This window comes from Alteromonas sp. 76-1 (assembly GCF_900654235.1).
Taxonomy (GTDB): domain Bacteria; phylum Pseudomonadota; class Gammaproteobacteria; order Enterobacterales; family Alteromonadaceae; genus Alteromonas; species Alteromonas naphthalenivorans.
Map to the genome: position 1 here is coordinate 3120313 of NZ_LR136958.1, position 18517 is coordinate 3138829.

The 18517-nt window shown below is 44.9% G+C and carries 20 protein-coding genes; 8 read left to right on the top strand and 12 right to left on the bottom strand.

Annotation, left to right across the window (positions count from 1 at the left end):
- Positions 1 to 155: 155 nt before the first annotated feature.
- The 4 genes from ALT761_RS13515 to rpoE all read right to left on the bottom strand — a co-directional run bounded on the left by ALT761_RS13515 (position 156) and on the right by rpoE (position 3101).
- A complete protein-coding gene (locus ALT761_RS13515) occupies positions 156 to 596 on the bottom strand; it encodes a SoxR reducing system RseC family protein (protein ID WP_129739422.1) in 441 nt (146 codons plus the stop codon).
- Positions 596 to 1798 carry a MucB/RseB C-terminal domain-containing protein gene (locus tag ALT761_RS13520; RefSeq protein WP_129739424.1) on the bottom strand — a complete coding sequence of 401 codons (1203 nt, stop codon included), beginning with the start codon at positions 1796 to 1798 and terminating at the stop codon, positions 596 to 598. Before ALT761_RS13520 ends, ALT761_RS13515 begins: the two co-directional genes overlap by 1 nt.
- Before the next feature lie 35 nt (positions 1799 to 1833).
- A complete protein-coding gene (locus ALT761_RS13525; RefSeq protein WP_129739426.1) occupies positions 1834 to 2433 on the bottom strand; it encodes a sigma-E factor negative regulatory protein in 600 nt (199 codons plus the stop codon).
- Between the two features lie 89 nt (positions 2434 to 2522).
- Entirely contained in the window at positions 2523 to 3101 is a 579-nt protein-coding gene (rpoE, locus tag ALT761_RS13530; protein WP_013783342.1) for an RNA polymerase sigma factor RpoE, read from the bottom strand.
- A gap of 195 nt (positions 3102 to 3296) precedes the next feature.
- Between rpoE and nadB the strand changes: the two genes are divergently transcribed.
- Complete coding sequence (gene nadB / locus ALT761_RS13535) at positions 3297 to 4958, top strand: L-aspartate oxidase (protein ID WP_129739428.1); 1662 nt, start codon at positions 3297 to 3299, stop codon at positions 4956 to 4958.
- 392 nt (positions 4959 to 5350) lie between these two features.
- Here nadB and ALT761_RS13540 read toward each other — a convergent pair whose 3' ends face one another.
- From ALT761_RS13540 to ALT761_RS13550, 3 genes are read right to left on the bottom strand one after another with little or no spacing between them, the layout of a single operon-like run.
- Positions 5351 to 6205 carry a MaoC family dehydratase gene (locus tag ALT761_RS13540; RefSeq protein WP_129739430.1) on the bottom strand — a complete coding sequence of 285 codons (855 nt, stop codon included), beginning with the start codon at positions 6203 to 6205 and terminating at the stop codon, positions 5351 to 5353.
- Positions 6195 to 6656 carry a protein YgfX gene (locus ALT761_RS13545; protein ID WP_129739432.1) on the bottom strand — a complete coding sequence of 154 codons (462 nt, stop codon included), beginning with the start codon at positions 6654 to 6656 and terminating at the stop codon, positions 6195 to 6197. Before ALT761_RS13545 ends, ALT761_RS13540 begins: the two co-directional genes overlap by 11 nt.
- Before the next feature lie 34 nt (positions 6657 to 6690).
- A complete protein-coding gene (locus ALT761_RS13550) occupies positions 6691 to 6948 on the bottom strand; it encodes an FAD assembly factor SdhE (RefSeq protein WP_013783338.1) in 258 nt (85 codons plus the stop codon).
- A gap of 212 nt (positions 6949 to 7160) precedes the next feature.
- On the opposite strand from ALT761_RS13550, the gene ygfZ reads away from it, so the two are divergent.
- A complete protein-coding gene (ygfZ, locus tag ALT761_RS13555) occupies positions 7161 to 8204 on the top strand; it encodes a CAF17-like 4Fe-4S cluster assembly/insertion protein YgfZ (protein WP_129739434.1) in 1044 nt (347 codons plus the stop codon).
- Positions 8205 to 8257: 53 nt separating this feature from the next.
- Positions 8258 to 8743: an FKBP-type peptidyl-prolyl cis-trans isomerase gene (locus ALT761_RS13560; RefSeq protein ID WP_129739436.1), complete on the top strand. Its 486-nt coding sequence runs from the start codon at positions 8258 to 8260 to the stop codon at positions 8741 to 8743.
- A gap of 99 nt (positions 8744 to 8842) precedes the next feature.
- Here ALT761_RS13560 and ALT761_RS13565 read toward each other — a convergent pair whose 3' ends face one another.
- Both ALT761_RS13565 and nadE read right to left on the bottom strand, forming a co-directional pair.
- On the bottom strand, positions 8843 to 9181 hold the full coding sequence (locus ALT761_RS13565; protein ID WP_129739438.1) for a P-II family nitrogen regulator: 339 nt from the start codon (positions 9179 to 9181) through the stop codon (positions 8843 to 8845).
- Between the two features lie 5 nt (positions 9182 to 9186).
- Positions 9187 to 10020 carry an ammonia-dependent NAD(+) synthetase gene (nadE, locus tag ALT761_RS13570; protein WP_129739440.1) on the bottom strand — a complete coding sequence of 278 codons (834 nt, stop codon included), beginning with the start codon at positions 10018 to 10020 and terminating at the stop codon, positions 9187 to 9189.
- 267 nt (positions 10021 to 10287) lie between these two features.
- Here nadE and ALT761_RS13575 point away from each other — a divergent pair, with 267 nt between their 5' ends.
- Positions 10288 to 10857, top strand: coding sequence for a GspH/FimT family pseudopilin (locus tag ALT761_RS13575; protein ID WP_129739442.1), 570 nt, complete (start codon positions 10288 to 10290; stop codon positions 10855 to 10857).
- A gap of 51 nt (positions 10858 to 10908) precedes the next feature.
- Here the strand turns inward: ALT761_RS13575 and ALT761_RS13580 are convergent, their stop codons facing one another.
- Complete coding sequence (locus ALT761_RS13580; protein ID WP_129739444.1) at positions 10909 to 11295, bottom strand: type IV pilin protein; 387 nt, start codon at positions 11293 to 11295, stop codon at positions 10909 to 10911.
- Positions 11296 to 11374: 79 nt separating this feature from the next.
- Between ALT761_RS13580 and ALT761_RS13585 the strand changes: the two genes are divergently transcribed.
- Genes ALT761_RS13585 through ALT761_RS13600 form a run of 4 tightly spaced genes read left to right on the top strand, consistent with a single transcriptional unit; the run spans position 11375 to position 13961 of the window.
- On the top strand, positions 11375 to 11890 hold the full coding sequence (locus ALT761_RS13585; protein WP_129739446.1) for a prepilin-type N-terminal cleavage/methylation domain-containing protein: 516 nt from the start codon (positions 11375 to 11377) through the stop codon (positions 11888 to 11890).
- Positions 11884 to 12483, top strand: a complete 600-nt coding sequence (locus tag ALT761_RS13590; protein WP_129739448.1) for a hypothetical protein — start codon at positions 11884 to 11886, stop codon at positions 12481 to 12483. The genes ALT761_RS13585 and ALT761_RS13590 overlap by 7 nt, the downstream gene beginning before the upstream one ends.
- Entirely contained in the window at positions 12473 to 13435 is a 963-nt protein-coding gene (locus tag ALT761_RS13595; protein WP_129739450.1) for a hypothetical protein, read from the top strand. The genes ALT761_RS13590 and ALT761_RS13595 overlap by 11 nt, the downstream gene beginning before the upstream one ends.
- Positions 13422 to 13961, top strand: a complete 540-nt coding sequence (locus tag ALT761_RS13600) for a PulJ/GspJ family protein (protein ID WP_129739452.1) — start codon at positions 13422 to 13424, stop codon at positions 13959 to 13961. Before ALT761_RS13595 ends, ALT761_RS13600 begins: the two co-directional genes overlap by 14 nt.
- Positions 13962 to 13965: 4 nt before the next feature.
- On the opposite strand, the gene ALT761_RS13605 is transcribed toward ALT761_RS13600, so the two are convergent.
- Both ALT761_RS13605 and ALT761_RS13610 read right to left on the bottom strand, forming a co-directional pair.
- Positions 13966 to 14433, bottom strand: a complete 468-nt coding sequence (locus ALT761_RS13605; protein WP_013783327.1) for a type IV pilin protein — start codon at positions 14431 to 14433, stop codon at positions 13966 to 13968.
- Positions 14430 to 18512 (bottom strand): PilC/PilY family type IV pilus protein, encoded by a 4083-nt coding sequence (locus ALT761_RS13610; RefSeq protein WP_129739454.1) that lies wholly within the window; start codon positions 18510 to 18512, stop codon positions 14430 to 14432. The genes ALT761_RS13605 and ALT761_RS13610 overlap by 4 nt, the downstream gene beginning before the upstream one ends.
- Positions 18513 to 18517 lie beyond the last annotated feature (5 nt).

An 18517-nucleotide genomic window follows, 5' to 3' on the forward strand; every position in this document is an offset into this window, starting at 1 on the left:
GCTATAGTTTGTGTTGTAGCTAGCGCGTGCGGATTTTACCCATTTCTTTGCACAAAAGCGAATAAGCTTGTGGGTTATATTGCCAAAGATTGAAATAGTGTAAGCCAAAGTAGCCATTTTGGTAATAATATTGCCGAATTAGCGCAAGTATTACGCTAAATAGTATTCAACAGCACGGGTTGAAACTTACCTTTATCAAGCCGTTTAAGCTTAAATGCGATGGCTTTATAAGCTACAAAGGTAAACGCTGCGCCGGGGAGCAAGCCCCACAATTCATGACTAAGCCCGATGGAAGATAACGTGGCATTCGCAAGGGCAAAGACCGCGATAAAAACCATTAAGGGAAGCAAATACAACCACGCGGAGGCACTCAACACCCCTTCCTCTGGCACACCTACTGTTACGTCTTGCCCTATCACTACCGGCATAGGTGAGCGTAACGTTAGTTGCTGAGTTTTAGGTGCTAATGCTCTGGATATGGCACCCGTACCGCAGTCACTTTGCGCTTGGCAACTACTACAGGTCGATTTAATCGCGGCCTCGACGGTAACGAGATCACCCTCTACAGCAACAACACGGGCGGTTTCAGTAATCATTATTTATCTGCCGTAGGGGAAAGCGAGGTAGCAATAGCATTCGCGGTTTGCAGTGGAATTTCACCCACCACTGTCACTTGCGTGTTGCCATCGGTAAGGGTTAAAAACGTACTTAAATCATTCCTAAGCACCAAATCCCCCCCAAGGGCATCTTTTGCTGGTTGCACGTAAACAGATACATCTACTAACCCATCACTGTACATTTTATACTCTACCACTTGGCCTGTTAGGGCGAGACGACGAGTATCACCGCGCACTTCTTCCATACCGTTGGGTAAATACTTAACTTCCCAGTTAGGTTGGCGAGACTGCTTTTGCGTTAATGCCATCGGCTTGGGTAAAGATGCCTGGTTAATACGTGCGAAATAGTCATCCGGGGCATCGGTTATTTTAAGCGAAGTGACTTGAATTTGCTCTAATAACCCGCCCTGTAAATCCAGCATGTTAAGTTTCAGTACCATCCCTGAATCTTCATCTAACCATAGTTGGTAGCTAAAGCGACTATTGTCGCGACTAACAATGCGGATTTGTTGAGCAGGTCTTCCTGCAACACGAGCTCTGCCCACAGAGACAAATTCATAACCGCTTTTCAGTCTATCAGGATGATGGAGCAGTTCGCTGGGTATAGGCCCATTAATAAATTCAGAGCGAAGACTATAGGGCGACACGTCAGGTTCAAACACACTCACAATACCATTGACGCGAATTTGCTCACGGCCTGGCCCATTTTGTAAATTGAGTTGCTCCATACTGGTGCCATCTTCCAATACACCATGACGCCACAAAAAAGGAATAGTTTCACGGCCCGCACGGCTCTGAACAAAAGCAACCTCGAAGTTTTGGGTTTTCACCACTTCGCTTAACTGCATAAGCCAATCTGATGTGGTTTGAGGATGCGTATTCACTACGACCAAATCAGTGGCTTGAGGTACTGCTTGAGGTACTGTCTGAGACGAAGCTTGTGAAGCATCTGTAGGCAAAGACAAAGTTGTAGATGAAGTTTCAGCACTTTCAGAAGGTGTATCTTTTACAGACTCTATTTCTTGCGCTGTGGTGCCAAACGATAAACCCAAAGACGTTATAACGACATAGGTCATGGCTTTGATGAAGGCCCGCGGGCAACTACTGAAATTTACGTTGGCTAAAAACACGCGTACCAGCACTAAAAGCGCTGGTACGTTATTACGATAATCTATTTTCATTAAACGATATTCTTATTGAGCGTCGTATGAACTACTTACGGGCGGTTATCTGCACTCGCCTCGACATCGTCAGTTTCAGATTCTTGCGCTTGCTTCAATTTCACTTGCTGCTCGTGATCGGCAATAAGGGCGTTGATTTTGCGCTTTTTCTCTAATACTTCATTCATGTCATTGCGAGGCAATGCACGTGTTTGCTCTAAACTAACTGGCGCTAAACCGCCTTGTGGCCCTGCCGTAGGTGCTGTCATGAACGGCTCAGTTGGCGCAGGTTGATTGAAGTGTTGAACACCTAAAATCACGGCTACCGCAACTGATGCAGCAACGGCAAACTGGCCAGACTGCTTTGCAAAAGGCACTACACCGCTAGAAACTAGACTGCCGAGTACTGGAATTGAACGCCAACGTGAAGCTTTTGGCGCGACAATAGCAGGCTCATTTTCAAGCGCGGCGGCAACACTAGCAGTAATATCTAACTGCGGTGCGACACTGGCCTCTTTGCGCATTGCGCCCCTAATGACATGGTAGCGTTTCCATTTGGCCTGCAAATCTTCATCTTGCTTAATCGCATCGATGATTGCATCGCCATCTATTTCGCCATCCATGAAAGCGGACAAATTTTCTTGCTGTTGCGTCATAAATTCATTTCCTGATCAACTGTGATCAATTAATACCCTAACACAGCTGTTAGTCTGCTCAATATAACGAAAGTTCATTTTCATTATATTTAATTTTCTAACAATGGCTGAATCACTTTATCGATAGCCTCTCGCGCTCGGAAAATTCGTGAACGAACCGTACCTACTGGGCACGCCATCACGTTCGCAATTTCCTCATAACTTAGCCCTTCTATTTCACGAAGGGTTATCGCCATACGAAGGTCATCAGGTAACTTTTCCACCACTTTAAATAAGGTTTCTTCAATTTCATCCGTCAACAAACTGCGTTCTGGCGTGGATTGCTCTTTAAGCGCATCACTGCCTTCGTAGAAGTCTGCTTCGTCTGCGTCGACATCACTAGCGGGTGGCTTCCTTCCCTGCGCAACAAGATAATTTTTAGCACTGTTTACCGCGATACGGTACAACCAAGTGTAAAATGCACTGTCGCCACGAAAGTTTGGTAATGCCCGATAAGCTTTTATAAACGCTTCTTGGGTAACATCAGCCACATCACCGCTGTTTTTTACATAGCGCGATACCAAATGCATGACTTTATGCTGATAGCGAGTTACCAGTAAGTTAAATGCATTTTTATCGCCACGCTGTACTTTTTCGACCAATTGTTGGTCGGTTATCTGCTCGCTCATTCGAGCCATTACTCCTACTTCAACTACCCAATAGCTCTAACAAGCATTGATATAGACGCGTACTGTTACAAAAAGTTCTGTATTAGCATTAAAAATATTTAAAAATGCTGAGGGAAAGCCATTTGGATCATTGTGTTTTGCCACTCATCCTTTAGACTTGCCGAACCTTTGCTCGTTTAATATATACAAAAATACATGAAATCAGTGTCATCTTCACTAACTTCCACATCAAATTCAATTGAACATCGATGTGATGTACTGATTATAGGTAGCGGCGCAGCGGGGCTTAGCCTTGCACTTAGGCTTGCCGACCACTGTCAGGTTATTGTGCTCAGTAAGAGCGATCGTAATGAAGGGTCTACCCGTTATGCCCAAGGCGGCATTGCTGCGGTGTTCGATGAGCAAGACTCTATCGATGCGCATGTACAAGATACGTTAAAAGCGGGCGGCGACCTATGCGATGAACCTGCCGTACGCTTTACTACCGAACGAGCCAAAGAAGCATTGAGCTGGCTGATTGGTTACGGTGTGCCGTTTGATACCGAAACCACAGAGTCTGGTGAAGAGCGTTTCCACCTTACCCGCGAAGGTGGGCATAGTCACAGACGCATTCTTCACGCCGCCGATGCCACCGGTGAAGCACTGCAAATAACATTAAACGATGCTGTCTCTGCTCACCCTAACATACATATTTTTGAACGTTACAACGCTATCGACCTAATTCCATCGAAGGATGATAAAAAGCGGGTTATTGGTGCGTATGTATGGAACCGCCAACAAGAGCACGTTGAAGTTATTCGAGCGCCCTTTGTCTCATTGGCAACTGGCGGTGGAAGCAAGGTATACCAATATACCTCAAATCCAGATGTTTCCAGTGGTGACGGTATTGCTATGGCTTGGCGTGCAGGTTGTCGTGTAGCCAATATGGAATTTAATCAGTTTCACCCAACTTGCTTATTCCACCCGCAAGCCAGAAACTTTCTTATTACAGAAGCCCTACGTGGTGAAGGCGCGAACTTATGTCACGCCGATGGCACCCGCTTTATGCACAAGTTTGACGAGCGTGGCGATTTAGCACCCCGGGATGTAGTTGCACGTGCCATCGATTATGAAATGAAGCGCCTTGGCGCTGACTGTATGTATTTAGATATCAGTCATAAACCCGCTGACTTCATCGTTAAGCACTTCCCTAATATTTATCGTAAATGCCGTTCGTTAGGTATAGATATTACCCGAGAGCCTATCCCAGTAGTGCCCGCAGCCCATTATAGCTGCGGCGGCGTTGTAACCGACTTCAATGGAAAAACAGATTTAGCCAATGTGTACGCAATAGGAGAAGTCGCCTATACCGGTTTACACGGGGCAAACCGCATGGCATCTAACTCTCTGTTAGAATGTGTTGTGTTTGCCAGCGCTGCCGCCGAGCATATTATCTCAACGTTACCTTCAGCCTCGTGTGAAGAAGCCATTTTGCCTTGGGATGAAAGTCAGGTATCAGATTCTGATGAAGAAGTTATTATTCAGCATAACTGGCACGAACTACGCTTATTCATGTGGGATTATGTAGGCATTGTTCGAACCGACAAACGGTTAGAGCGCGCCATGCGCCGAATAAATCTGCTGGAACAAGAGATTGCCGAATACTACGCACACTTCAGGGTAAGCAACAACCTTCTTGAATTAAGGAACCTAGTGACTGTTGCTGAATTAATTGTGCGCTGCGCTATGCAACGAAAGGAAAGTCGAGGTCTGCACTTCAATCTAGATCACCCTGGGCAACTTGAAAACCCTCAACCCACCTTTTTGTGCCCTGAAAAAGATGCTTTGCCAACGGTACCAGGCACACTTATTTCTTAACGGTTTCGGGTGAGTTAACACCTAGCCTTAGCGTTTTTAGCGTGGCTGCAAAGACAATAACAATACTATAGAAATACAAAAGCTATTTATTAAAGATACGAAAAAGCCCACTTCCTAATACCGCGTGTTCAGTACACTACATTAGGAATGTGGGCTTTTTTATTTATATTGCGATGTTGAGCTGCACTCGGCTTATTTCTTTTTAATAAATCGAATACAAAGTACCGAAATTACAGCACGAAGACCTAGCAGCTCATGGCTAGCAGCTCATGACTATCAGATCATAACTAGCTGGTCATAACTAGCTGGTCATGCAAAGCACCGAACTAAACAGACCGACCTATCGGCTGGTAATAATAACCTTGTTACTGTTTCGTAATATCAGCTTCAACCTACAGCGTTGATATCTCTGCATCTAGGTGTACTTGCTGCTCGTCACTGCTCGTAATTTCCAAGATAGAGCGGTCTTCATCTCGGCACATTTGATAGATATTAATGCTGCAAGGCAGCATAACGGGTCGTTTAAAACGGCAAACCACATCTGAAATATGCTGACCGTCTGATACGGGTACAAATGATAACGCGCGGGCCAGTGTCCACATTCCATGGGCAATCGGGCGTTTAAAGCCAAATGCTTTGGCGCTTAGTCCAAACAAATGGATGGGGTTATAGTCGCCAGAAATTTTCGCGTAACGTCTGCCGGTATCGGCTGTAACATCAAGCTCTGCAAGCAGGTTCTTAGGGCTATCGACACAAGCTTCAGTGGTATCTTGCACAGGCGCTCTGGGCGCAACGTGTACCGCTTTCACCTTCACCAAGTAGCTACTGATTGCTTTATAAACACAGCGCCCTTGTTGAAAAGCCTCTAAGGAAACATCTACTTCCCAGCCACGTGAGTGCGGCCTGACATCGCTGAATCGAACCCTGCATTCAAACGTTTCGCTCAAATCGCATTCTTCTAGCACCTCTACGCGATTAGCCGCATGTATTAACCCTAGTAATGGAAACGGGCTTTTCTTATCGAGCAAACACTGCATTTGAAGGGGAAGAGACAGCATTTGCAGATACAAAGGATGCATGGTTGCAGCATCTTGCCACGCCACTTCTTGACAGAATGCACCGTAGTGCTTGTTATCAATATTAAGTTGTTTGGTGTAAATGCGAGGCGGTAATGTGGGTGGTTTGAATTGCATTAACTGTCGGGTATCGACACGTTTAAATAAAGCTTTTGCATACTCACGAAACATCAATGTTATTCCTTGTTTGGCCTGCTCCTTGAGCGAAGATTATCGCTCGGCATAGCCGTCGATAATCTGCTTCAGAGCATTCACCTTTTAATACCCAGCGCACATGCTCGTAATACGGCTGGTACCATTTTCGCGCAGTTCGTTCTACATGAAGACTTAGACCCCATGGCAACAGTAATGACGACTTGTGAAGATTCACTGCTGGCGAATAAATCTCTTCTCCCGATACCATCAACGCCCGCAAAGAACCATTGTCCGTGAGCGTGTAAACATCATTAGATAGCACCGTCGTCGGTTTGCTCAATTTACGCCATACACTCAAGCAGGAAGCGATATACATTGGCAAACACACAAGCTCGCACAACCAAAGCCAACTTGGACTTACCCACGTCCACAAGGCTTCAGGTAAATTTATAATACTGAAGCCAAAAGCGGCAATAAGAATTAGCATTCCTACTATTTTTCGCCACGGCGAATAAGTGAGTTTAACCCTGTACTTTGACACGATTAACGATAGTAGACACCATACCAGCAAGTTCTGGATCTTGGCATTGTTGATGGCCCATAAACCATGCAAACAAGTCTGGATCGTCGCTGGTAAGTAAGCGTTCGAATATTTCTTGTTGTTCGTAATCAAGCGAGTCGAAGGCTTCATCTACAAAAGGCATGAGTAACACATCAAGTTCCAACATCCCTCTGCGGCATGCCCACTTTAATCTAGCACGTCTTTTTGGCTCAAACATATATTCACATTCTTAATTATTGTTTTAACACTGTCATCATATTACCACGGTGATGGGCGAAGGATCACTGCCCTTTTAGACAGAAAGGCGTTTCAATAGCGCCGTGGATAGCACGAATTACCCACAAAACACGATAATCTTAAGGGTTCCCCTTGATAAAGCGCACAAACCCCTCACCTACTACATTATAAATTCTTCATTCGGAATCTTTGATGACAGCGTTAACGACTCTTTCTGATTTACCTTCGCACTATGCAATTAAGTTAAATGACAACATGCTGATAAAGTTGGAAGGCGAGCAAGCTGACAGCTACTTGCATGGTCAAGTGACAGTCAACATAAACGCTTTAGATGAGAATACGGTGAGGCATTGTGCCCATTGTGACAACAAAGGAAAGACCTGGTCTATTTCTTTTGTGGGTCGCCATGATAATGGTCGCCATGATAATGGTCGCCAAGAAAATGGTCGCCATGGAAATGCTATCTTCATGCTAACTAATAAAGACTCTGGTGCGCACTCCCTTGCGCAGTTGAATAAGTATGGTGTGTTCTCAAAGGTAGATATAACCGATGAATCAAACCAGTACACGCAATTCTTTCTAGGTGAAAACCTTGGACAGATGTTACTTAGCAGTTATTTCGACACCCTTCCTAGTGAGCCATTAACCAGTGTACACAGTGATGTAGGGTGGGTATTTAAAAGTGATACTCAGCGCGCCGGCTATTATGTGGTACTGAATTCTGAGCGAGCCCCTGAATTTGAGCAAAAAGTGAAAGACACCAACGGCTCAATTTTTGAACAAAACGTATACGATGCTATTATGATAGAAAGTGCGATACCTTCTATCGAAGAAACTGGGGTCAGTGAATACGTTCCCCAAATGATGAACGTGCAGGCACTTAACGGAATCGATTTTGACAAAGGCTGCTATATGGGTCAGGAAGTGGTTGCTCGCACTCGATTTTTAGGTAAAAACAAGCGGGCAGCCTATAGTTTTTCAGTGCCAAAAGCGTTTCACATTAACACTGGCGATACGCTAGAAAAGCAATTGGGCGAGAACTGGCGTCGCGCAGGCATGGTAATTCGTAAGGCTGAACTTAGCGAAGAAACATGGTTTATGGCAGTGCTCTCAAACGACACCACTGAGCAAGATATTCATCGCCTAGCTGATCAAGTTGAAATTACCTGCTACCCTAGCCCTTTACCGTACAGCATTGAGCAGGCTAAGAGCTCATTGGTGAAAAACCGTAAATAATCTTTAATAAATTTAAAACCATCGCCCAGTAGGGCAAAACTACAGGACAAATTATGACTATAACCTCTGACAGCGTTGTCACCCTTCACTACACCGTTTCAACTGAAGACGGTACCGAGCTTGATTCTTCAGCCGGTAAGGAGCCGCTTGTAGTGCTTCAAGGGCGCCGCTTTCTTATTGAGGGGCTAGAAGAAGCATTGGTAGGTAAAGAGAAAGGTGAAAAGTTCAACTTGTCTGTTGAGCCAGAAAAAGCCTACGGTGAACGTATTGATGAACTCGTTCAGCGCGTACCTAGCTCAATGTTTGAAGGCATGGACGTTGAAGTTGGCATGTCTTTTCGTGCAACCACACCAGAAGGTGAGCAATCGGTTATTATCATCGAGACATCTGATGACGAAGTAGTTGTAGACGGTAACCACCCACTTGCAGGCATTCCGCTTACTTTTGATGTAGAAGTGGTTGATGTACGCGATGCAACTGCTGAAGAATTAGAGCACGGCCATGCCCATGCGCCAGGCGGCTGTGGTCACGACCACTAATATTGTTGCTTCGTGATAAACGCACTGACTAAAAAGGGAGCCTAAGGCTCCCTTTTTTGATATTGACTGCATTACAAAGTGTTAGTCAATTCCGCCTATTTATATCGCGTCTTCGTTTTGCTCACCCGTACGAATTCGTACTGCTGCTTCAACGTTAAATACAAAGATTTTGCCGTCACCAATTTTGCCGGTTTTTGCTGAGTTTTCGATGGCTTCAATCGCCTGTTCAACTCGCTCGTCATCGAGCACTAGCTCAATTTTAATTTTAGGCAGAAAATCCACTTGATATTCAGCACCGCGATAAAGCTCAGTATGTCCTTTTTGGCGTCCGAAGCCTTTTACTTCAGACACTGTCATTCCAGCAATACCGACTTCGGCTAATGCTTCCCTTACATCGTCCATCTTGAACGGTTTGACTATCGCTTCAATCTTTTTCATGGTAACTACTCATCATAAATGGTTGGAATAGGTACGCGCTTGTGCTGAGTACGCTGATAAATGTACAACAACTTTTCATCCACCTCGGCAGAAACTGATTTGCCTTCTAAGAAGTCATCAATTTGATCGTATGTCATGCCAAGAGCTTGTTCATCAGCTTTTTGCGGCGCGAGTGTTTCGAGATCGGCGGTGGGCGCTTTAGTGATAACAGTTTGGGGGGCACCTAAGTGCGAGGCCAGTTGTCGAACTTGGCGTTTACTCAACCCAAACAAAGGTGCTAAATCGCACGCTCCATCGCCATACTTTGTATAAAAACCCGTAATATTTTCAGCTGAATGGTCAGTGCCTAACACTAATCCATCAACCATTCCGGCAATTTCATACTGAATCACCATACGGGTTCGTGCTTTTACATTACCTTTAACGAAGTCACGCTTTGCTTCACTTTCAGGTAATAAACCAGCGCTTGATAATGATTCAGTGGTAGAAGCATGAATAGCATCTGCACCGGGCTGAACATTAACCGTCACAGAATGGGAAGGCTCAATAAAATCTATCGACAACTGAGCATCAGCTTCGTCGGCTTGCGTTTGATAAGGTAAACGAACGGCGACAAACTGAAAATTCTCGTGCTGTTCTTGGTTTAACTCATTCACTGCTAACTGAGCTAATTTACCCAACGTACAAGAATCGATACCGCCACTAATACCTAGCACCAGTGAATTCAAACCTGACGTAAGAAGCTGCTTTTTAATGAAAGCCACTCGACGAGTAACTTCAAATGCCACATCAATTTCAGGCAGCACTTTCATTTCTTCAATAACTGCTTGTTTTTGCATTATAATGTCCAATTAGTGAGTGGGCGTCCTGATACCCGAGTTTACGATAAACTCGCCTTAGATGTTAGTGGTAAAAGAATTCAAACTTCATTAATCGCTGAAATTCACTACTTTTTGTATCTTTGGGCATGCCTACACGCCTTTTTTTATACCCATTTCGAGGCAAATTGGTTTACCTTGAATGTTCGCGCGCGTTGACCTTTATTGTTGTAATAATAGAGGCTAACGTTAATATCATTGTTACATTAACCTAGTAAATAAATCTCAGTGAAAATAAAGTCTTCTAGCGCTATACGTCTTCAATACGGCCTGACTCTTTTAGAGATGCTAATTACGGTAGCCATTTTGGCGATATTAGTAGGAGTCGTTGCCCCATCTATTAATACTATTTTAGTCAAAAATAGAGTAACCGGCGACATCAATACGTTGAGCGCTATTGCACAGCAAGCTAGGTTTAGTGCCATTAACGAACAGTTTAACGTGATACTTTGTCCAACCACGAGTTATAGCGCTTGTGTCAGCGATTGGGCCAACGCGAAGATGGTCTTTATTGATGAAAACTCAAACGGAAGCAGAGATAGCAGTGAACCACTTATTGCCAGCAGCGACCCGCTGAACTCAGGCAATACAATTAGTGGCATTTCGGGTGCTATTTCGTTTTCTGAACAAGGCAGTATTAGTAACAGTGCAACCATAACCATCTGCCCAAAGAGTAAAGATGCCTCTTATGCTTCTGCCCTGCTATTGTCACTCTACGGTAGAATATCTGTTGCCATCGACAGTGACGACGATGGCATTAATGAAGATTTATCTGGCACCGCTCTAACTTGTCCTTAATACCTTGCCATGACCTGATTAGCAGCTGACTAATGATAAGTCCGTGATAGGCTACCTCCCCCAACATCCATGGGGTAAGTTCTCGTAAGGGGTGATAGTTAGCAACCGACAAGGGTTAGATTTGTCCAAAAATCCTAAAGACGCAACAATGCTGTAATTCCCATTCTTAGATTCGCTGTATGTCAGTGTAACACCGTCGATATTGGGTGCCGGCAATCCACTAAGCCCCGAGTATTTACCTTCACTCAACCAATACCGTTCTTGCTTTATTTGCAAAGAGAGCAAATAGCTAATGGTTTCATGCTTATTCGCAAGCGCGATGGTTGATGAGTAACTGGGAATGGCGAACATAGAAACAATCCCCACAATCGCAACGGCGACCAAAAGCTCGATTAACGAAATCCCCCCCATTTTAATTAAATTGATTTTCCCTTCCATGGTACAGCAGCCCTCTATTTGTTGATTCGCTATGCTGTAAACCTAACAGCGAATAAATGACAAATAACCGGACTAAGGCATGGTTTTAATTAAAGCAGATGGATTTACATTGTTAGAGTTACTTGTGGTGCTTTGTATTGTGGTCATTATCTCCGCCATAGCTGCTCCTTCTTTTGTTGAATGGCGACAAGCCATCGCCATAAAAAGCGCTTTAAAGCATACCGCTGACATCGCAAAATACGCCCGCACGCTTTCTATCGCTGAGCGTAAGGCGATTACCCTAGTCGTAGACGCTTCAGCAAATCATTGCATCGGCTTAACGTCAGCAAGTGACTGTGATTGCCATGTAGCAAGCAGTTGCCACGTTTTTAGCCAGCAGAAGCGGCTTATTATGCAAAGTTATAATTCAGTCATTGCTAGTCCAGCCAATAAAAAGGCGTTGCTGACGTTCGATGGAACTCATGGCATGAGTTTCGGCAGCGCAATGACAGTCACCATAAGTAACGCTCGATACACCGGCAAAGTTATCATTAATAATCTAGGCCGTGTACGGTATTGCACTTCTACTTCACTAGAGGGAATTCCGCTATGTTAACGTCCTCTGGTATTAGCCTAGTAGAGCTCACCATAGCCATGGCCATCAGCACAACATTGGTTCTTTTTTCTGCCATGGGCGCTGCGACTATCTCTAAAGAACTAGGTTATTTTCAGCAACAATTAGCGCTGCAAAGTGAGTTACGGCTTATTAGCCATTCTCTTTCTCTACAACTCCAGCGGGCAGGATTCGTGGCGCGCCCCTTTGAAGAAATTTTTGCCAACAACGCATTACTACCACCTGCTATCGACATTAGCCATCATCCGCTAGAGGCCGAAAACTCTTGTGTCTTATTTTCCTATGATAAAAATGCTGACGGCGACATTAGTCATGAAGCCCCCGCAGAATTGTTAGGTTTTCGATTGCGCAATAAAGCCCTTGAGTACCGTGTAGCGAGCAAAAGTTGCGAGCAAGGTGGATGGCATGATCTTACCGACGCATCAGAATTAAACGTCACTCAATTCACTATATCTTTGCACGGCGAGATAAACCATGCCCCAGTTTACAAAGTTGAGCTTGCCCTACAAAGTAAGGCGTCCGCAGAACTCACCGCCGAGCAATATCTGTATTTACGAGTTGCCAATGCGATATAGCGCCGATTTTTACTCACCCCCACTAGTCGTTCAAAAACATGTGATAGGTGCAAGAGGCGCAAGCGCTTGGCAATGTCCTCGTAAGGTAAAAGGCGCCGTATTGTTAAGTGTGGTGGGTATACTGTTAAGCTTAATAACTTTGGCACTTTGGGCAACCAGCTCACTACTTACCAGTGAGTTTCAAGCCAGTAAGCGCAGCATTGCTTATGTTGAGATGATGAATACATTACACAACGACATGACACAATTAACCGAGCAACTGCGTACCAGCGAAGATTGGCAACAAACCGCAAGTCTATTTGCGCGAGCATCAGTGACGGCGACTCACTATTTAGGAAGAGATTCTCAGTTTTTAACCCTTTTTACCGTGACCATGACTCACCCTGTTACGTCGCTATTCATCAGACAAGGTTTTTTACGCCACCCCGCAATAGTTCGACTTCCTGTCAGCGGTGTAGTAACCGGTGCGACTAACGCTATACTGCCTCACCTTTTCGAACGACATCACAGTAACTTTACGCCGATGTTTTTTCCAAAGCCGCTCATAACAAACGACTGCGACGATCTTACTCGCCATCTCGTGTTTTGGGTGCGTGGTGACTGCCATATTTCGCCCAGTGGAATTATAGGCTCAGCGAGTCAACCTGTTTTACTTGTAGTAGAAAAAGGTGATTTTACCCTTGATACCCATGCTCAAATTTACGGGTTAGTAGTGATATTAGGCGACACCAGTGTGCCTTCCAGTTCTACTAGTAGTTTCACCCCTGCCAACCCCGTCGCCACTATCGCCTCTTCGGCCAAGCTTGAAGGCGCCATGGTAAGTAATGAGGAAGTATCTAGAGTTTTTGACGGGCATATCAATTTTAATCTAAGTGTATTACGCACTCTTCAACAATCTAGCGGTTTGCAAAAGATGCAACCCATACCCGGGAGTTGGCATGACTTTAATTAAAAAGACACAAGGGTTTTCGCTCATAGAGGTAATGATTGCATCAGGACTCTTTGCGCTGACCTTTACCGCCGGACTAAAGCTTTACCAGCAACTATACGGACAATGGCAGCAACTTAACGCAGTGCAACAAGCTCGACAACAACTTGAAGCCGACCAAACGACGCTACTAACCAATGTAAATGCCAATCAAGATGCATATATCGCCATTACGCCCTCGTCTACCAAGAGCTCAGCAAAAGCCGTGACCTTAGAACAAGTTGTAGAACCTTTACCCCAGTTGAACCATACGGATGAAGCGTTACGTGCAGACGAAACGCTTAGTGAAGAAAGTGGGTTAACGACTGAAGAAAAACTAAGTGAAGAAGAGGCCCTTGATGAAGCGCAAGAGCTCAACGAAAAAGTAAAACCTGAAAGCCAAGCTATTACCCAACAATTGAAGGTTGTGGTGGCATCGCCGTATCAGTCGCGTTGGCAAGATATCGCGATCATCGGGCCGTTAATACCACTTCCCCCCGCAACACCCTAATGAATTAACAAGACCAGCAATACTCGCCCGCCGCCAACGAACCATTGTTGTTTACGTCCCAGCCTTTGCGGCCATCACTAAAATAAAACAGCGCTCCATCAGAAGCCTGTGCGGTGCTGCTTACGGGTGTTGCTTTAAGCTGATAACTGGTTGCATCGGCAGACACTATGGTCAGGTCGTAGCGTTTATTGCCCGCCGCTTCTGTAGAAGGGGAGTAAGTGGCAAATATGGTTGGTGCCCCTGTATTTGCGCCACCTGCACCCGCACCTTGATAACTGAACGAGCCACTATGATGACGCTCCATTGCAGCAGCAAATGCCAGCATGTCTGCCTGCGCCGAGCCTCTATACCCATCAGTCATAAAAGACTGATATGACGGGTAAGCAATACTGGCAAGAATGCCAACAATAGCCACCACGATCATTAATTCAATAAGGGAAAAGCCTTTATATTTTTCGTTACTACTAATCACTGAGATGTATCCTCTCGCTCAGTTTCAGAATGCCAACTGCCTCGTTGTATACGTTCAAACTTACCATAAATATTTTGCGCTAAGCATTCAAACGCTGAACCACAGGGCTCTTCGTTGCCATCATCGTCGACACTGATAACAGTAGAAGCACACTCGGTACCAAGGCACACCACAGGACTGGTTATATCTTCAATAAGAATTTTAGTCTCTGGCGCGATCCCCGTTTGCTGTAACTCAACTGATCTGTCTGAACTATCAAGTTCGCCATTATTATTAAGGTCTGATACAGCATTCGCATTAAATAGGTTAACGAGATAAGCACGGCTATTTCCAGATGGCGGCGCGCACAAACTGGTGCTACTTACCGCAGGCACATAAGTCGTAAAGAATATTTTGTAATCTACTATTAGAGGTGATGCTAATACTTTTTCGCCATCGGTGGTAAGCTCGATATACCAGCCCGCTTTATTTGCAAAGCTTGATGCTGCCACCCCTTGCTCGGTTTCATCGCTACTGGTGAGCAAATGTTCGGTGGCATTATATAAATCGGACTCAGACACCGTGCTCATAAAGGTAAATTGACCACTCGTGTCGCGACTAAATACCCCCTCGTCTTTAAGCATATAAAAATTATCTTCTACTGTGACATCTAGCGGTGATGCGCGCCATCCACTTCCCATTGCAACGGCATAATATAACTCGTCACCCAGCGCGACCTCTGAAACATCGGGGCCATAGTAAAAGCGACGATTAGTTTCAGCGGTGTCTCCAGCAAAATTAGCCAACCGGGCTCCTTTTATAAAGTTGCTGCCCGACTCGCCATTATAAATATCCATCCGGAACAGCTGCCCGCCCATGTCTCCTACATACATATGGTCAGCGAAGCCATCGTTGTCTCTGTCGATTACGGATATACGACCTGGGATGCTGTAGTTCATATCAACTAGATTCAAATCTGCATCAGCGTTACTGGCGTGCCAAAGCAAGCTTCCAGTGTCTGCATCGAACATATAAACCGCATTTCCAATATTATCAGCACTTCTTACTAACTTATCATCTTGCGAGTCGTCGTAACCGCCACCGATGATCATGACATTCTTCTCTTCGGTGCCGTAGCGAACTTTAGTGATAGTAGGGCGCGACCATGTTTGTCCTAATTTCTCAAGGCCCGTACTGCCGCCTTCAATCACAAACTTAACCGTAGGTGACGTCTTCTGTGTCACATCAAATACATAATAATTACGACCACCTCGGCGCATACCTAAATACAAGTAAGTCGACGTTCCCACTGTTCGCAACACCATCTCGCCGTCTAAGCCATAAACGTGATTAAACGTAGAGATATCCTCATAAAAATGGTGCAGGTTAGGCAGTAGCGCTTTAGGCATAATTCCAAAATTTTCTTCACCGGTTTCTGCATCAAACGAATGCAGCATACCTTGGTTTGTAGCAACCAATATGGCTGAGTCTGTGCTCCCGTAATTAACCACTACAGGCTGAGAATGGATGGGGTCGCCCATTTGAAGACGGTAGTCCGCTGTATCGCCGTCGCCATCATTATCTTTAACATCTATGCCTCTTGCCCATTTAAGCAGTACTTCGCGAAGCGCTTCTGCATCGAGTTCGTCATCCACACCTAGCAATGCTGTCGTAATTTCGCTGTTGTCTTCATGCAATTCGTTACTAGATTGAATGATATTTCCAGTACCGTCGAAAACATACAAGTTACGGTTAGCAGTCATTTTACTTGCGGTACCGCCCTCTCGAACATCACTACCATCAGCGAGAGTTGACCAGTAGCTATGAGAAGTATCTTTAAAAAATCCCGTATCACCATCGACAGCAACCAATGAGTTTTGATCTAAAATATTCTCACCATCTAATCGATATCGCTTAAGATTACCTGGCCAGATAGCACCTTCACTTGGCTTAAATAACGCAAAGTAAAGTTCGTCGTTATGGGTCAAGCGATTAAGTTGATTCACCGCTACACCCGGCGATACAAAGGTAGAATTAACATCTTTTACAGAACGAAGAATAGTATTGAATGCCTCAAGCAGCTCAGTGCTGTCATCGGCTTGATAGAATCCACCACCACTTTGCACTGCCAATTGGTTTAAGAAGTTGTTGGCGGTACTATTCGCCGCAAACCCAATCGTATGGGTAATCACGCGACGATCAATAACCGATGTCTCTGAGTCACTGACATTTTTTACTAGGCTTAAACCACACTTTTCACCGCCACTACCGGTACAACTTTCACCCAGTAATGACTCGATAAGTGAGACACTGTGATTACTGTTTGCCTCACCGTCAGACAGTAAAACAATATGGTTGTTGGTCTGGCATTGCAGGTCACTCACCGGTGATATATAAGTTGCCCCACTAGGAATATATTCATTTATACAGTCGCTGTCAGACAGGTTGTCATCGGAACACCCTGCTGGCTGAACGGCATCCCCGCCCAAATAAGCGCTTCTATGACTGACACGCGTATTCTTCCTCACCGTGTCTGATACATTATAATTACCACGGGTTAGTCCATAATCAACGTCTCTGCCGCCGTAATAATTAACCGCCTCATATAATGTATCTACGATGGGTGTATAACCGCTAGCAGTAAGCTCATCAACTTTACTGATAAGGTGTTCTCTTACTGTCGATGTCTGTCCAGGTGTGGCGGAACCATTAAACTTAACGACCAATTTTGCGGCAGACGACTGAGAGCCACTGTAGGTATACGCACCTCGATAACCAGTGAAATCACTAAACACGAACGCCATTGCATTACCGGATTGCCATCCGGCTCTATCTACAATCTCTTCAACTACACCTGATAAATCGGGTGAGGCGTAATCGTTACCCGATGAAAATGACCCCATAGACCAGGTTACACCTGACGTTTTGCCAATATTTCTAAGCAAATATCGATTTCCAGAAGAAAAATCGTCAGCATCATTAGCAGCAACACCACGAATTAACATGCTCGAGTTGTTCTGGTTATAGCTGTTATAGGCTGTTAATTCTATGTAGGCCTCGGTAATTTCAGCCCCTTGAGGGATGTTTACATTTTGAAAGCGAACGCCTATGTAGCTGTTGTAATTACTTGAGAAAGTAAGCTCTGAGCCTGTATTTTCATAACCGTTGTTACTTTCTTCTATGTTATCGTTAGAACGGCTGACTTGGTAAACACTTTCACCGCTGATACAACCTGTAGCGGTTGTATCATCATAAGACACCACCAACTGCGGCGACCCGGTTTGGCCAGAGTCAAATGCTCGGGCTTCTCGGCTACTGGCAGCATCTGAACTTGTGCCTTCCATAAGAATGTTGAGGTCGTTCCCCCCGCACCACTGTGGTAAATCTACAATTTCTTGAATAATCGATGAAATATCTGGCGTGGCAATGACCTCATCAGCAGAAGGGAAATCATTGTTACTTATCCATTCAACTTCTGATGCAGTTTTAGTTCTTGACGAAAGATTGTTATATGCCGTGGAAAATTCCGTGCTAGTAGCCGACGCCTCTCCACTTATCGTGAGTGTGGTGCCCGCTATATTAAATTTTTCTGATGTAAAACGAAGGTGCGCACTGAGTATCGTTGCCCCTTGAGGAATATTCATCTCAGTAAAACGCATTCCGGATGTGACTATATTCGTGCCAGAGCTCAACACCAGGTCGTTAGCCGTAGTATTTACTGTACCGTTGATTTCTGACGCATCGTGGCTGCTTGCACCCGTTGAGGTGATAAGCTCCGGTTGAATAGCATCGTCAATTCCGCTTACTGGAAAGAGTATAGGCCCGCCATAGTCGGAAAAACGCATAAGGCCGGCATCTATGTTGGTGGCTGACGTTAACGCCTCTTTAAGTGCGTTTTGTACTCTTAGAATGCGTGATTGGCCGGTACCATCTTTGCCCGTCATACTGCCTGACGTGTCCATGATAAAGAGTACATTTGGATTATAAGTAGCAGACTCTGACGCCGTGCCTAAGTAAATATCCAAATCATCACCGACAGCGGAAAAGCCAATGCAAGAAAACATCACTACCGAGACAAAAAAACTACTCACGCGCTTCATAATTA

Excerpts from the sequence above, each read along its gene's own strand:
- ALT761_RS13515 (WP_129739422.1), bottom strand. The coding sequence starts at position 596 with ATGATTACTGAAACCGCCCGTGTTGTTGCTGTAGAGGGTGATCTCGTT.
- nadB (WP_129739428.1), top strand. The coding sequence starts at position 3,297 with ATGAAATCAGTGTCATCTTCACTAACTTCCACATCAAATTCAATTGAA.
- rpoE (WP_013783342.1), bottom strand. The coding sequence starts at position 3,101 with ATGAGCGAGCAGATAACCGACCAACAATTGGTCGAAAAAGTACAGCGT.
- ALT761_RS13610 (WP_129739454.1), bottom strand. The coding sequence starts at position 18,512 with ATGAAGCGCGTGAGTAGTTTTTTTGTCTCGGTAGTGATGTTTTCTTGC.
- ALT761_RS13600 (WP_129739452.1), top strand. The coding sequence starts at position 13,422 with ATGACTTTAATTAAAAAGACACAAGGGTTTTCGCTCATAGAGGTAATG.
- ALT761_RS13585 (WP_129739446.1), top strand. The coding sequence starts at position 11,375 with ATGGTTTTAATTAAAGCAGATGGATTTACATTGTTAGAGTTACTTGTG.
- ALT761_RS13560 (WP_129739436.1), top strand. The coding sequence starts at position 8,258 with ATGACTATAACCTCTGACAGCGTTGTCACCCTTCACTACACCGTTTCA.
- ALT761_RS13595 (WP_129739450.1), top strand. The coding sequence starts at position 12,473 with ATGCGATATAGCGCCGATTTTTACTCACCCCCACTAGTCGTTCAAAAA.
- ygfZ (WP_129739434.1), top strand. The coding sequence starts at position 7,161 with ATGACAGCGTTAACGACTCTTTCTGATTTACCTTCGCACTATGCAATT.
- ALT761_RS13540 (WP_129739430.1), bottom strand. The coding sequence starts at position 6,205 with ATGTTTCGTGAGTATGCAAAAGCTTTATTTAAACGTGTCGATACCCGA.
- nadE (WP_129739440.1), bottom strand. The coding sequence starts at position 10,020 with ATGCAAAAACAAGCAGTTATTGAAGAAATGAAAGTGCTGCCTGAAATT.
- ALT761_RS13590 (WP_129739448.1), top strand. The coding sequence starts at position 11,884 with ATGTTAACGTCCTCTGGTATTAGCCTAGTAGAGCTCACCATAGCCATG.
- ALT761_RS13525 (WP_129739426.1), bottom strand. The coding sequence starts at position 2,433 with ATGACGCAACAGCAAGAAAATTTGTCCGCTTTCATGGATGGCGAAATA.
- ALT761_RS13520 (WP_129739424.1), bottom strand. The coding sequence starts at position 1,798 with ATGAAAATAGATTATCGTAATAACGTACCAGCGCTTTTAGTGCTGGTA.
- ALT761_RS13580 (WP_129739444.1), bottom strand. The coding sequence starts at position 11,295 with ATGGAAGGGAAAATCAATTTAATTAAAATGGGGGGGATTTCGTTAATC.
- ALT761_RS13545 (WP_129739432.1), bottom strand. The coding sequence starts at position 6,656 with ATGCTAATTCTTATTGCCGCTTTTGGCTTCAGTATTATAAATTTACCT.
- ALT761_RS13565 (WP_129739438.1), bottom strand. The coding sequence starts at position 9,181 with ATGAAAAAGATTGAAGCGATAGTCAAACCGTTCAAGATGGACGATGTA.
- ALT761_RS13550 (WP_013783338.1), bottom strand. The coding sequence starts at position 6,948 with ATGTTTGAGCCAAAAAGACGTGCTAGATTAAAGTGGGCATGCCGCAGA.